Raw genomic sequence first — 15,039 nt, forward strand, 5'->3', positions numbered from 1 at the left:
TATTCAATAAAAAATTAATATTTTTTAAAAAAAGAACATTTTTTTGTTTAAAAATGCAATAATTTAAAACAAAAAAATATATATATTAAAAAATATAATTTTTTTAAAAAAATAATCTAAAATATTGATTATTGTCGTTTTTTTTACTAAAATATTAAGTATACATAAAAAACAACTTAAGGATAAATTATTCTATGAGTGATAATATAATTTTAAAAATGACGGGTATAGAAAAGAGATTTAAAGGTGTTTATGCTTTAAAAAACTTTAATTTTTCTTTGATTAAAGGTGAGATATTAGCTTTAATAGGGGAAAATGGTGCCGGTAAATCTACTCTTATGAAGATTTTATCTGGTATATATAAGAAAGATTCCGGCACTATAGAGTATTTCGGAAAACCTTTAGAAGTATCAGGTCCTAAAGAGGCAGAAGAGCGCGGAATATCAATAGTGCACCAAGAGTTAAATTTGATGAATCATTTAACTGTAGCGCAAAATATTTATATAGGTCATGAACCATTAAATAAATTGGGACTTATAGATGATAAATTAATGATAAGACGTGCCGGTAAGATATTTAAAGGTATGAATGTAGATATAGATCCGTCTGCCAAAATAGGTTCTTTAACCGTAGGAAAACAGCAATTAGTAGAAATAGCAAAAGCATTGACACATAATTCAAAAATATTAATACTTGATGAACCAACAGCCGCTTTAACAGAATCTGAAACAAAAGAACTCTTTAGGATAATTAAAGATTTGCAAGTAGCAGGAGTTTCAATTGTGTATATTTCTCATAGATTAGATGAATTGTTTGTATTATCAGATAGAATAACAGTAATTAGAGACGGTGAATATATAGATACAAAGATAACAAAAGAAACTAATAAAGATGAAATAGTTAATTTAATGGTTGGACGTGTTATATATGAAACACCTAAAACAGAGAGTAAAGTAGCAAAAGATGCTAAAGAGATGTTAAGAGTGGAGAATTTAGTAGTACCGGGAGTTGTAAAAGATGTAAGTTTTTCTTTAAAGCATGGAGAGATATTAGGTTTTGCTGGCCTTATGGGTGCTGGAAGAACAGAAACTGCAAGGGCTATTTTTGGAGCCGATAAATTTGAAAGCGGAAAAATATTTGTCGAAGGAGAAGAGGTATCAATTAAATCACCTGTAGATGCTATAAAAAGCGGAATAGGTTACCTTTCTGAAGATAGAAAAAGATATGGTTTGGCATTGGGGCTTCCTGTTTTTGAAAACATGATGATGGGTAATTATGATAAGTTTTCAAATATGCTAATGGTACAAAATCTAAAAGTAAAGAATGCTGCAGAAGAGGAAGTAAAATCATTAAATATAAAGACTCCATCTGTAGAGCAATTAGTAAAAAATCTATCAGGAGGAAATCAGCAGAAAGTTGTAATAGCAAATTGGCTTATAAAAGAGTGTAAGGTATTAATATTTGATGAGCCTACGAGAGGAATAGATGTAGGAGCAAGAAGTGAAATTTACAATCTTATGGAAAAATTGGTATCTATGGGAAAATCTATAATAATGATTTCATCAGACTTGGTAGAAATACTTAGAATGAGTGATAGAATATTAGTTATGTCAGAGGGCAAAAAGACAGGAGAATTAGACATAAAAGGAACTACTCAAGATGATATTATGAAATATGCTACTATGAGATAATATCATCAATTATAAAAAATAATAAATATTATGGAGTTTATATATGTATAATATTGAAACTAACACTTTTACTGGTAAGTTATGTTTTAAAGCTAAAATGAGGAGAAAAATAAGAAATTCTCTAATATATCTAAAAAATAATGGACTTCAAAAGTTTTTAACAATAGTTGCCCTTCTTATATTATATGTATTTTTTGTTATAGCAGGAAGAAATTTCTTTACATTTGATACATTTTCATTGATATTGAGAAATTCATATTTTATTGGTTTTTTAGCTATAGGTGTAACATTTGTTATAATAACAGGCGGTATTGATTTATCCATTGGTTCGCTTTCTCTGTTTGCTGCAATGGTTGGCGGTGTAATGATAACGAATTTCAAAACACCTATGTGGGCAGTGCTTATTATCGTAATAGCAGTTGCTACTTTAGGCGGATTTATAAATGGTTGTTTAATTTCATATTTCCATTTGCCTCCATTTATTGCCACTTTAGGTATGTTAATGGTTACAAAAGGTTTATCTGGTATAGTTTCAAAATCTCAAACTATATATTATCCAACTATAACTGATCCTGATTATGGTTGGTTTAGAGTATTATTTAATGCTACTGAATCTAATTTCCCATCTGGTTTTATAATGCTTGCAATATTTACAATAATATCTGTAATTGTGCTTACTAAAACAATAGTAGGAAGATATATTTTTGCTTTAGGAAGCAATGAAGAGGCTGCAAGACTTTCTGGTATAAAAACTAATAAATGGAAAATAATTGCTTATACTATAGCAGGATTCTTCTGTGGTATAGGTGGTTTAACTTTTGCTGCCAGCTATTCAAGTATAAGCCCTGGAGCTGGTCAAGGTTATGAATTTGATGCAATTGCTGCTGTAGTTATAGGAGGTACTTCTCTTTCTGGTGGTGTTGGTTCTATTATAGGTACTATAATTGGTGTATATATAATGTCTGTACTTAAAGTAGGTCTTCCTTCTGTTGGTGTTGAGCAATTCTTCCAATACTTTACTATAGGTATAGTAGTTATTATAGCTGTACTTATAGACGTTTATAGAATAAAAATGTCTAATAAAGTAAAAAAAGTTGATGTTAAAAAAGAAAAGCGTGAGCAGCTTGAAGAAGAAATTGAATCTTTCAGGGTAAAAATAGATTATATGATATCAGACAATACTAAAGATTATTCTAAAGAGATAGCAGAGGTGCAATCAAAAATTAATTCTTTATTAGAAGAAAAGAAAAAATTAAAATGAAAATATCTTTAATTAAAAATAAAATATAATTTTTTAAGGAGAATAAAATGAAAAAGATTTTATTACTAGCTACTACTTTAATAGGATTAACAGTTATGTTAGCAAGCTGCGGAAATAAAGAGCCTTATATAGCTGTTGTATCTAAAGGATTCCAGCATAAGTTCTGGGTAACTGTTAGAAATGGTGCAGAAGATGCTGCTAAAGAAAACGGTGTAAAAATTAGCTTTGTTGGACCTGAAACAGAATCTGATTCAAAAATACAGCAAGACTTATTAGATAGTGAAATCAATAAAAATCCAGATGCTATAGCATTTGCTGCTGTAACAGGAGATTTTACTGAACAAATTAAAAGAATAAAAGAAAAAAATATTCCTTTAATTGGTTTTGACTCTGGTATATTACCTGATCAAGCACAAGGAGCTGTACTTGCAACTGCTTCTACTGATAACAGAGCTGCTGCTGCTGTAGTTGCAGATAAGATGTTTGAAGCTTTAAAAACAAGAATAGCTGCTTTCACTACTGCTAATAAAGCTAAAATCGCTGTACTTCAATTAGATAACTCTGATACTGGTATAGGAAGAGCTGAAGGTTTTGTAAAAAGATTTACAGAATTAGCTGATGGTGATGCTACAACTGTTGGTAAATACACTTTACAAGTTATAGTTCCTACTACTCAAAATGAAGCTGATATAGCTAATGAAGTTAATGCTTTAAGAGGAAAAAGTGTTTTAGGCATATATTTATCTAATGAAGCTATGGCTAGAGGTTTTTTAGTAGTATATAAAAGTGCTGAAGCTGGTGCTGCTAATACTATAGTTGGTGATGCTCAAGACGGCGGAGATTTAGTTGTTATGGGATTTGACTCTGGTAAACCTCAATTAGATGCTATAAGAAGCGGTATAATACAAGGTTCTGTTACTCAAGACCCTTACAGCATTGGTTATCAAGCTGTAACTTTAGCTTATAAAGCTTCTAAAGGTGAGCCTGTGGCTAATGTTGATACTGGTGCTAAATGGTATGATAAAACAAATATTGATGATCCAGAGATTGCTAAGCTATTATACGAATAATTTTATTTAATTAATGGAGGAATTTAAACAATTATGTTTAGAATGCAAAATAATTTACCAAAAGTAGGTATTAGACCTGTTATAGATGGTAGAAGGAATGGGGTTAGAGAATCTCTTGAAGATACTACTATGAATATGGCTAAAATAGCTGCAAAACTTATAGAAGAAAATATAAAACATCCAAGCGGTGAAAAAGTTGAATGTGTAATATCTGATACTACAATTGGAGGCGTCGCTGAAGCTGCAAGATGTCAGAAAAAATTTGAAGAAAATAATGTTAAATTAACTCTTACTGTTACACCTTGTTGGTGTTATGGTTCTGAGACTATTGATATGACTCCTGCTATACCTAAAGCAATTTGGGGATTTAATGGTACTGAAAGACCTGGTGCAGTTTATTTGGCTGCCGCTGATGCAGGACATACTCAATTAGGACTTCCTGTATTCTCTATTTATGGTAAAGATGTTCAAGATGCAGGTGATGAAAATGTTCCTGATGATGTTAAAGAAAAAATACTTAGATTTGTAAGAGCAGGACTTGCAGTTGCTACTATGAAAGATCAATCATATTTAAGTATGGGATATGTTGCTATGGGTATTATGGGCTCTATGGTAGACGCTGAATTCCTACTTGACTATTTAGGAATGAGAACTGAATTTGTAGATATGAGTGAAATTAAAAGAAGATTAGAATTAGAAATCTACGATAAAAAAGAATTCGAAAAAGCTTGGCAGTGGGCTAAACAATGCAAATTCGGTTCTGATAACAATAAAGTAAAAGCTTCAGATGAAGAAAAAGAAAAAGAATGGGCTACTTCTATTAAAATGGCTATGATTATGCGTGATTTAATGGTAGGTAACCCTAAGTTGGCAGAAATGGGATATATAGAAGAAGCACAGGGACATAATGCCATAGCAGGCGGTTTCCAAGGTCAAAGACATTGGACTGACTTTATGCCTAATGGTGACTTTGCTGAAGCTATTCTTAATTCATCTTTTGACTGGAATGGTATAAGAGAGCCTTATGTAGTTGCTACAGAAAATGACTCTTTGAATGGTCTTTCTATGCTATTCGCTCATTTATTAACTTGTAAATCTCAGCTTTTTGCTGATGTTAGAACTTATTGGAGTCCTGAAGCTGTAAAAAGAGTTACTGGTAAAGAGCTTACTGGAAAAGCTAAAAACGGTATTATTCACTTAATCAATTCTGGTGCTGCTTCTTTAGACTGGACTGGTGAACAAAAAGTTAATGGAAATCCTGCTTTAAAAGAATATTGGAATATTACTGAAGAAGAGGCTAAAAAGTGTCTTGATTCTACAGAATTTTCTCCTGCAAATAGAGAATATTTCAGAGGAGGCGGATTCTCATCTACTTTCTTAACTAAAGGTGAAATGCCAATGACTATAATCAGACTTAATTTAGTTAAAGGTTATGGTCCTGTTCTTCAAGTAGCTGAAGGTTATGCTGTTAATATTGATAATAGTATATTTGATCCTATTAACAAAAGAACTGACTCTACTTGGCCTACTACTTGGTTTGCTCCTATACTTACAGGTAAAGACTCTTTCAAAGATGTTTATTCTGTAATGAATGATTGGGGTGCTAACCACTGTGCTGCTGCTTATGGTCATATTGGTGCTGATTTGATTACTTTAGCTTCTATGCTTCGTATACCTGTAAGTATGCATAACGTTAGTGAAGAGAGAATATTCAGACCTAAAGCTTGGAAAGCATTTGGTACAAAAGATTTAGAAGGTGCTGATTTTAGAGCTTGTAAACATTTTGGACCTTTATTTGGAAAAGTAACTAAATAATTGACTGTTTTTTAAGTCCCATTTAATAAATCTTATTAAATGGGGCTTTTATTAAAAAAAAGCTAAAATATTATATTTAAGGATTTAAATATGTTAAAAGGAATAGACCCTATTGTTTCACCTGAACTATTAAAAATATTATGTGAAATGGGACATGGAAGTGAAATATTATTTGCTGATGGTAATTTTTCATCCCATGACTACGATGTGAAAAAAGTGATAAGACTTGATGGTTTGGGTATACCTGCTATTTTAAAAGCAATTATGCCATTATTCCCTTTGGATACTTTTGTAGAAAGCCCTGTTGTATTAATGCAGCCTAATGCAGATTTTGGAAGAGAGCCTGATGTATGGGTTCAATATAAAGATATCATTTCTAAACATCAAAAAGTAAATTATGAGTATTTAGAAAGATTTGCTTATTATGAAAGATGTAAAAATGTTTATGCAATTGTTGCTACAAGCGAACTTGAAATATATGCAAATATTATACTTAAAAAAGGTGTAATTTTTCCAAATAAATAATTAATATAAATTTACTTGACATTATATATGTTATAGTTTATTATAATACTATACTCAGAGGGAGTAGTTGACGTAAGTTTTTACGTGGCTAAGTCAACAATCGCAACTTCTATCAAAAAATACTATAAGTAATAGAAGTTTGGCTAGCCTTAATTAATGAGACTCAGGTATAAATAAATTTTCACAGTAAAAAAAACTTTGATGATTTATTTATGCATGAGTCTTTTTTTATGCATTTTTTTTTACAGTTTATTATGAATGAGAGGTTGTATTTTATGATGAGTAGCTTTTTAGGAAACAAAGAAGATATTCTCAAAGAGCTTAATGTTGACACTAAAATAGGTCTTACAAAAGAAGCTCAAAAATTAAGCTTAGAGAAATATGGTGCTAATAGTTTTACCAAAGAAAAAAGTGCCACATTGATTCAAAAAATATTAGAATCATTAAAAGAACCTATGATACTTATGCTTATATTTGCAGGCTTAATAGCAATAGGTGTAAATACTGTAGCATATTTCAATGGCGGGCATGCTGACTTTTTGGAATGTTTGGGAATATTTATCGCTATAAGTTTATCTATCACAATTACAATAGTGATGGAAGGCAAAAGTGCTAAGGCATTTGAGGCTTTAAATAGCATAAATGAAGATATTAGAGTAAAAGTTATAAGAGATGGCAAGATAGAAATAATAAATCAAAAAGACTTGCTTGTTGGAGATATTGCTTTTATAGAAACAGGAAATAAACTTCCAGCAGATGGAAGGCTTATTGAAAGTGTATCGCTTAATATAGATGAATCTGCTTTAACAGGAGAAAGTGTTCCTGTAGAAAAAGATGCTGAAGCTGTGATTACAGATGAAAAAACAGCAGTTGCAGATAGAATAAATATGGCTTATTCTGGTTCTTTTGTTACTACTGGTAATGGTAAAATGGTTATTACTGCAGTTGGAGATTCTACAGAGTTCGGTAAAATAGCGAGAGAGCTTTCTAAAACAAAAAGAACTTCAACACCTCTTCAAGAGAAATTGGCAGAATTGGGTAAAAAAATAGCTTTACTTGGTATTACTGCTTCTATGATAGTATTTATAATTCAATTAGTTAATCATATTAGACTTGGAACTGCTAATTTTGAAACTATATCTGAGGCTTTTATTACTAGTATAGTATTGATTGTTGCTTCTGTTCCAGAGGGGCTTCCTACAATAGTAGCTGTATCTTTATCTATTAATATTATAAAAATGGCTAGACAGAATGCATTGGTTAAAAAGATGGTTGCTTGTGAGACTATAGGAAGTGTTAATGTGATTTGTTCTGATAAAACAGGTACTCTCACAGAAAACAAAATGACATTAAATCAATTATTTGTTAATTGCGCTTATGTAGAGCCAGAGAATATAAAAGACAAAAACATAATTAATAACTTTGCTATTAACTCTACTGCTGATATTGATTATAAAGAAGATGGACAGATTAAGTTTTTAGGCAACCCTACAGAATGTGCTTTACTTGTTGGGGCTAAAAAATCTGGTTTTGATTATAAAAGTATAAGAGAAAGTGCAAAAATAATCTATGAATATCCTTTCTCATCAGAAACTAAAAATATGACTACTGTTGCTAAAATAGATGGTGAGAGTATTGTATTTACAAAGGGAAGTCCTGAAAAAATAATGGCTATGTGCAGTATAAGTGGTGAAGAGAAAAAATGTATAGAAGAGGCTATAGAGAAGTTTCAGGAGGAGGCAAAGAGGGTTATTGCATTTGCTCACAAGAAAGTTGATGATAATGTAGAGAATATAAGAGAAAAACTTGAAAGCGATATGATATATGATGGTTTTGTTGCTATATCTGACCCTGTTAGAAAAGAGGTTTATGATGCTGTAGAGCAGTGCAGAAGTGCTGGTATAAACATAAAAATGCTTACAGGTGATAATATAGTTACAGCAAGGGCTATTGCAAGAGAATTAAAAATCCTTGATGAAAATAGCATAGTTCTTGAGGCAAAAGACATAGATGCTATGGACGATAGCACATTAAAACAGAATTTAAGTAAGATTTCTGTTATAGCAAGAAGTACTCCTACAGTAAAAATGCGTGTTGTTAATGCTATAAAAGAGATGGGTAATGTGGTTGCGGTTACAGGGGACGGTATAAATGATGCTCCTGCTATAAAAAATGCCGATGTTGGTGTTGCTATGGGTATAACAGGTACAGAGGTATCAAAAGAGGCTAGTGATATAGTGCTTCTTGATGACTCATTTGCTACAATAGTTAAAGCAGTACAATGGGGACGCGGTATATATGACAATTTCCAAAGATTTATACAGTTTCAGCTTACTGTTAATTTTGCTTCTGTTGTAGTTGTGTTGTTATCTACTTTAACAGGATTTAAATCTCCATTTACAGCTATACAGTTATTATGGATAAATATTATTATGGACGGACCTCCTGCTATTGCTTTAGGACTTGAACCTATTAGAAGCAATTTAATGAAAAGAATGCCTATTAAAAGAAATGCTAACATAGTTACTTTAAGTATGCTTAGAAAGATTATATATTCTGGTACTGTTATGATTATATTATTTATGCTTCAAAGTAAACTTAATATATTAAATGTAAACGATAATGAGTCTTCTACTGTATTGTTTGCTATGTTTGTAATGTTCCAAATATTTAATTCTTTCAATAGCAGAGAGTTAGGTTATGATAGTGTATTCAAACATTTTCTTGATAATAAGTTAGTGCTTTTAAGTATGCTTGGTACTTTTATATTACAGATATTAGCTACACAGTTTGCAGGTGCTTTCTTTAATACTGTGCCTTTAAGTTTTTATACTTGGGTAAAAATAGTTGCTTTATCTTTTATAGTGATTATAGCATCTGAGATTTTTAAACTATGTGCTAAATTGTTTTTTGGAAAAAGATAGTTTATAAATACTATATATAATTGACTTTTTACCTTTTATATGTTATTTTTAACAACATAAAATATGTAAAAATATGTTAACTTTTTTATAATATTATCGATTATATTATCTATTAAAAATAGTTGACTTTTTTGAAATTTATAATATAAATAACAAATAATTTAACTGAGAAGGTTATATGATACCAAAATTACATTTGAGATTAGTAGAAAGATTTAGAGATGTCTTTGGGCAAAAAGGTGAAGTAAAACTATATTTTGCTCCAGGAAGATTGACTTTTATAGGAGAACTTATAGACTATTCAGGCGGCGATACTATTACAGCTGCAGTAGATAGGGGAACTTATTTAGTAGTTAGAAAAAGACCAGATAGTAAAGTTAATATTTATGGCCATTCTTTTAAAGCTAAAAAATCATTTACTTTTAGTGAATTAGAAAAAAATAAGGAAGATGAATGGGGAGTATATTTTAAAGGAGTTTTTTCAGTACTATTAGAAAAAGAATACAAAATAACAGGTATGGATATTTATGCATACACTGATTTGCCTTTTAATACTTCATTAGCTTCATCTAGTTCATTATGTGCTTGTTTAACTTATGCTATTTTTGATGTAAATTCTTTAGATAAAACAGATATTATAGAATTAGCTAAGTTATCTTATGAAGGAGAGATTAAATACGCTTCTCATAGGACTTCATTAAGCGACCATATTACTATATTTTTAGGAAAAGAAAATAGTTTATTTTTATTTAATATGTTCAAAATGAGTTACGAGTATTTAGATATAAATTTTGGAGAATATTGTATAGCTGTAGTTAATAGTAATAAAAAGAGAACATCAAGCGATAGTGAATATAATGCAAGGAAGAGAGAATGCGATAATGCTTTGAAAAAGCTTAAAGAAAAAAAGTCTTCTATAAAATTTTTATCGGATTTAAAGCCGAAAGATGCTGATTTTATTAAGGATACTTTACAAAATAAAGAACAAAGAAGGGCTTTATATGTATCTTCTGAGGAAGATAGAGTAAATCAGGCTGTAAAGGCTATAAAGAAAGGTGCTATTAAAGATTTAGCAGTATTAATATCAAAAACTCATGAAGGTTTAAGTAAATTGTATGAAGTTTCTACTGCAGAACAGGATATTTTAGTAGAGGAAGCTTCAAAGATGGATGGAGTACTTGGAGCACGTATGATAGGTACGGGTTTTGGCGGTGGAGTATTGATTGTACTTAAAAAAGCTGAAGTAGAAAATGTAATAGAGACACTCTATGCAAACTATAAAGAAAAAACTAGAAGGGATGCAGATGTTTATATTGTAAAACCAACCAATGGCGTTAGAATGCTTCCTATTGAATAACAATTAATATATATTGGAAAATATTATGACATTATCTGAAATAAAAAATATTGTATTAGAAATTAAAGAGCAGACTGAAGTTTTAAGGGGGTATCTTTGACCCTGATACTATATATAAAAGGGTAAAAGAGATTGATGAGATATCTTCTAAAGATGATTTTTGGAATGATAATATTGCTGCTCAAAAACTTATGAAAGAGAGAATGCTTCTTCTTGATAAGATAGAGCCTATTGAAAATCTAATAAAAAATGCCAATAATATTTATGAACTTGTTGAGATGGCAATAGAGTCTAATGATACAGAGATGGAAAAAGAATTAGAAAGCGAATGTATAGAACTTCAGAAGGTTTTTAATGAATTAGAGACAAAAAATTTATTTTCTGGCGAGTTTGACAGTAAGAATGCATATTTAACTTTAAATGCTGGGGCTGGGGGAACTGAGAGCTGCGACTGGGCTTCAATGCTTTCAAGAATGTATGTGCGTTTTTGTGAGAGACATGGCTTTACGGTTGAAACAACCGATGAGCTTCCCGGTGATGAAGCAGGAATAAAACAAATAAGTTTTTATGTACAAGGGCTTTATGCTTATGGATATTTACGCTCTGAAATAGGGGTTCATAGGCTTGTGAGAATATCTCCTTTTGATGCTAATGCTAAGAGGCATACTTCATTCGTTGCTGTAAGTGTAATGCCTGATATAGACGAAGATATTGAAGTTGAAATTAATCAGGCTGATTTGAGAATAGATACTTATAGGGCTTCTGGAGCAGGCGGTCAGCACGTTAATAAAACTTCTTCTGCTATAAGGATAACTCATATACCTACAAATATAGTTGTTCAATGTCAGGCTGAGAGAAGTCAGCATAATAATAAAGATATGGCTATGAAAATGCTTAAGGCTAAACTTTATCAATTAGAAAAAGAAAAGCTTGATAAAGAAAAGCAAAAAATAGCCGGTGAAAAAACTGATATTGCTTGGGGTAATCAGATTAGAAGTTATGTTTTTCAGCCTTATCAGATGGTAAAAGATTTGAGAACGGGACATGAAACTGGTAATATGAACTCTGTAATGGATGGTAATATTGACGAGTTTATATCTGCTTATCTTAAACAGCAAATAAAAAAATAATTATAAAGTATTTCTGTAGTTATACGATTATAAAAACAGTATTGAAATTTATTAACAATTTTCAACTAAATCTTAATAAAAATGGAATTTATAATCAATGTCTAATAAAAAGTTTAATTTAAAAATTGCTACTATAGCTTCTTGGGTACTATTATTTTTCGCTTGGATATTTTTCTATGCTGTTACACAAAGACCTACTGCTGTTTTTTGGGTTGTATTGGCTATAACATTAATACTTACAACAATTACAGTTGTAATAGAAAAAAATAATATAATTTCTCTATTAAAAACAAGATTTGTTCATAAAGCTTTTTTTGGCATACTTTCTCTTATTATAATTTTAGCTATATTAGTAGGGCTTTATATTATTAGCATAAATTTTCCAATAAGATTTGATTTAACACAAAATAAGTCTTACACAGTTTCTCAGCAAACTATGGATGTAATTTCAAGAATAGATAGCCCTCTTTCAATAGTTGTTTTAAGGTCTCCAAGTACAGACCCAACTTCTGCTGATTGGCGTTCTGATTTATTGTTAGACCAATACCAAAGGTTAAGCAAACATATTACAGTTGAATATATTAATCCAATAGAAAAACCTTCTGCTAAAAGCAAATATCAAATGACTCAGGTTGGCGAGATAATTTTTAGTTATGGTCAAAGTAAGCAGGTGAGGGTATATAGAAAAGATTTAACTACTCAATCTAAAGTTACTTCAGAGCCTTTATTTGTTGGTGAAGAAAAATTTACTCAAGCTATATACACTTTATTAGAACAAGAGTCTTATGTTGTTTATTTTACTGTTGGTCATGGAGAGAGACAATTACAAGACAGAGGAGGCGAGGGATTATCTTATGTTAAAACTTATTTGGAAAACGAAAATTATAAGGTAAGAGATTTAAACATTATATTAGAAAATATTCCAACAGATGCTTCTTTAATTGTAATAGCTTCTCCTGTTGAAACATTCAGCGATTTTGAAATTGAAAAATTAGATAATTACATAAAGACAGGCGGTAAATTACTTGTACTTTATGACAGCTTTATGGATAGAAGTAATTTTAATTCTAATTTAGATGTATTTTTATCTGATTGGGGATTTAAAACTAAAAATGATTATATAATAGATCCAGTATCAAGTGTGGTTATACCTGTTAATGTTGTGCCTCAATATACATCTCACCCTATAACTCAAACTTTAAAAGAGGGCAATGTGTTTGCTTGTTTGGTTGTAGCAAGAAGTGTTTTATCTGGAGAAAGTAAATATAGCGGAAGTTTTGAGAATATAATCACCACTTCTCCTCAGGGTTATGGCAAGGAAGAGGCTACTTTTGATTTATCTCGTGCAAGATTTAACCCAAGAACTGATATTGCAGGACCTGTACCTTTGGCTATTGCTGGAACTTATGACATAGAGGGAAGAGATGTGCCTGCAAGAATTGTTGTGTTTGGAGATGCTACTTTTGCTCTAAATGCATATATTAATCCTGATCAGGGTCAATCTGTGGACGTTGCTTTTGCTGGAAATAAAGATTTATTTATGAATACTATTGCTTATCTATTAGAGGCAAGACAAAAAATAACTATAAGGCCAAAAGAGGCAAGTATCAAAAATCTTACTCTTACAACAACACAAACTAATTTTATTAGATATGTTGCTCAAATTGGGTTGCCTTGTTTGTTTGGTATATTAGGTATTCTTATATGGTTCTTAAGAAGAAGATAAATCTAAAAGGCTGTAATTAATATAATATGTATAATATAAAAACATTATATAAAAAATATTCATATTATATTAATTATGCATTATTAGTATTTATAAATGGGATTGCAAGTGTATTAAATTATGTTTCTTCAATTTATGTAAATAGAAGTTTATCAATATCAGATTTTGCTTATTATAACGGTATTATTAATATATATTCTATAATAGTTTTAACAGTATTAAGTTTTAGTTATTATATAATGCATAATTATAAAGATGATGAAGATGCTAAAGTCTATTGGGCTTATGGATATATTATTGCAGTTGTAATAACTTTATTATATATATTATCTATACCATTAATAGATATACTATTCAATATAAAAAGCTATGCTTCTCTTTTTATAATATCTATTGGAATATTTGCTACTATTTTAACTATAGTATCGCAATCAATATTGAAAATTAATAATTATATAGCTTATGATTATATTGCAAGTTTAATAGCAACATTTTTAGCTAAAATTTTACTTTTGGCATATTTTATTATAACAGGACTTACATTAGAGAAAGCTATTATATCTGTATCTTTGTTTTGTATTTTATATTTAATTATTAATTTAATGGAGTTAAAAAAACTTAATCTTCCTTATTTTATTTCCATAAAAAAAATAAATACATACTTCTCTAAACAAAACTTATATGTTTTTTTAAGTTATATAATAAATATTGTTGTGATAAATTTTATATTTAATTGGATATCATTAAGCGATGTATTAATGGCTAATAGATATTTGGATAAAACAAGTGCAGGTTACTATTCTACAATATCATTAATAATAAAAATGTTTTTCTATATAGGCACTCCTATAGCTTCAGTAATGTTTTCTTATATATTGATATCTAAAAAAGAAAATAATAAAAATAAAGAAAAGAAAATACTTTATTATTCTATAGCACTTTTTGTGTTTGCTTCATTTTGTCTGTCAATATTTTTAATTGTATTTGCTAAACAAGTTGTATTGATACAGTTTACAAATAGGTATGAGGTTATTATTCCATTAATACCACAAGCTGCAATATTTGGTTTTTCTTTGGGCTTTACTGTTATTGCATTTAATTATGGTCTTGCATATAAACTATTTGCACCTTTTTATGGATATTTAGCCATATTTGCTTATGTCTATTTCTCATTAAGAAACGGTCTTAGAACTTTTGAAAATTTTATGCTTATAATGAAAATATTTTTTATAGCATTACTCATATACAATATTTTAATTATATTAATACATAGAATAATATTAAAAACTAATACAAAAAAGTAGAAGAGAAAATTATTATTTAGCACCTTTTTCTATAAGAATCTTTGATATTTCATCTTGCTTAAAAATAATAGAAAATATTAATGGTGTTGCACTATCTTATATTTTGGCATTTATATTAATTTTCTTATCATCTGTAAATTTGAAACTTCTTCAATATCACCAGATGTGTTATATACGATAAGAATTCTGCTTCATTTTGAGCTTTTTTTTTGGATATAGTGCATCAAGTATACAAT

10 protein-coding genes are annotated in these 15,039 nt (G+C 29.7%); all 10 read left to right on the forward strand.

Annotated features, from left to right (window positions below; genetic code table 11):
- The first annotated feature begins 194 nt into the window (after window positions 1–194).
- The 10 genes from R4I97_RS05560 to R4I97_RS05605 all read left to right on the forward strand — a co-directional run bounded on the left by R4I97_RS05560 (window position 195) and on the right by R4I97_RS05605 (window position 14,803).
- Entirely contained in the window at window positions 195–1,691 is a 1,497-nt protein-coding gene (locus R4I97_RS05560; protein ID WP_335784098.1) for a sugar ABC transporter ATP-binding protein, read from the forward strand.
- Between the two features lie 43 nt (window positions 1,692–1,734).
- Window positions 1,735–2,952 (forward strand): ABC transporter permease, encoded by a 1,218-nt coding sequence (locus R4I97_RS05565; RefSeq protein ID WP_335784099.1) that lies wholly within the window; start codon window positions 1,735–1,737, stop codon window positions 2,950–2,952.
- 47 nt (window positions 2,953–2,999) lie between these two features.
- The gene (locus tag R4I97_RS05570; RefSeq protein WP_335784100.1) at window positions 3,000–4,022 is read left to right on the forward strand and encodes an ABC transporter substrate-binding protein; all 1,023 of its coding nucleotides are present in this window, start codon (window positions 3,000–3,002) and stop codon (window positions 4,020–4,022) included.
- A 33-nt stretch (window positions 4,023–4,055) separates the two neighbouring features.
- Complete coding sequence (locus R4I97_RS05575; protein WP_335784101.1) at window positions 4,056–5,837, forward strand: L-fucose isomerase; 1,782 nt, start codon at window positions 4,056–4,058, stop codon at window positions 5,835–5,837.
- Window positions 5,838–5,927: 90 nt separating this feature from the next.
- The gene (locus tag R4I97_RS05580; RefSeq protein WP_335784102.1) at window positions 5,928–6,362 is read left to right on the forward strand and encodes an RbsD/FucU family protein; all 435 of its coding nucleotides are present in this window, start codon (window positions 5,928–5,930) and stop codon (window positions 6,360–6,362) included.
- 275 nt (window positions 6,363–6,637) lie between these two features.
- Window positions 6,638–9,286 carry a calcium-translocating P-type ATPase, PMCA-type gene (locus R4I97_RS05585; protein WP_335784103.1) on the forward strand — a complete coding sequence of 883 codons (2,649 nt, stop codon included), beginning with the start codon at window positions 6,638–6,640 and terminating at the stop codon, window positions 9,284–9,286.
- A gap of 178 nt (window positions 9,287–9,464) precedes the next feature.
- Window positions 9,465–10,643 carry a galactokinase gene (locus R4I97_RS05590; RefSeq protein ID WP_335784104.1) on the forward strand — a complete coding sequence of 393 codons (1,179 nt, stop codon included), beginning with the start codon at window positions 9,465–9,467 and terminating at the stop codon, window positions 10,641–10,643.
- Window positions 10,644–10,668: 25 nt separating this feature from the next.
- A protein-coding gene (prfB, locus tag R4I97_RS05595; RefSeq protein WP_335784105.1) for a peptide chain release factor 2 occupies window positions 10,669–11,773 on the forward strand; the annotation gives its coding sequence in 2 pieces (ribosomal slippage) (window positions 10,669–10,740 and window positions 10,742–11,773; 1,104 coding nt in all).
- Between the two features lie 97 nt (window positions 11,774–11,870).
- Window positions 11,871–13,499, forward strand: a complete 1,629-nt coding sequence (locus tag R4I97_RS05600; protein ID WP_335784106.1) for a GldG family protein — start codon at window positions 11,871–11,873, stop codon at window positions 13,497–13,499.
- A 26-nt stretch (window positions 13,500–13,525) separates the two neighbouring features.
- On the forward strand, window positions 13,526–14,803 hold the full coding sequence (locus R4I97_RS05605; protein ID WP_335784107.1) for an oligosaccharide flippase family protein: 1,278 nt from the start codon (window positions 13,526–13,528) through the stop codon (window positions 14,801–14,803).
- The last annotated feature ends 236 nt before the right edge of the window (window positions 14,804–15,039 follow it).

The organism is Brachyspira pilosicoli, from assembly GCF_036997485.1.
Classification (GTDB): domain Bacteria; phylum Spirochaetota; class Brachyspiria; order Brachyspirales; family Brachyspiraceae; genus Brachyspira; species Brachyspira pilosicoli_C.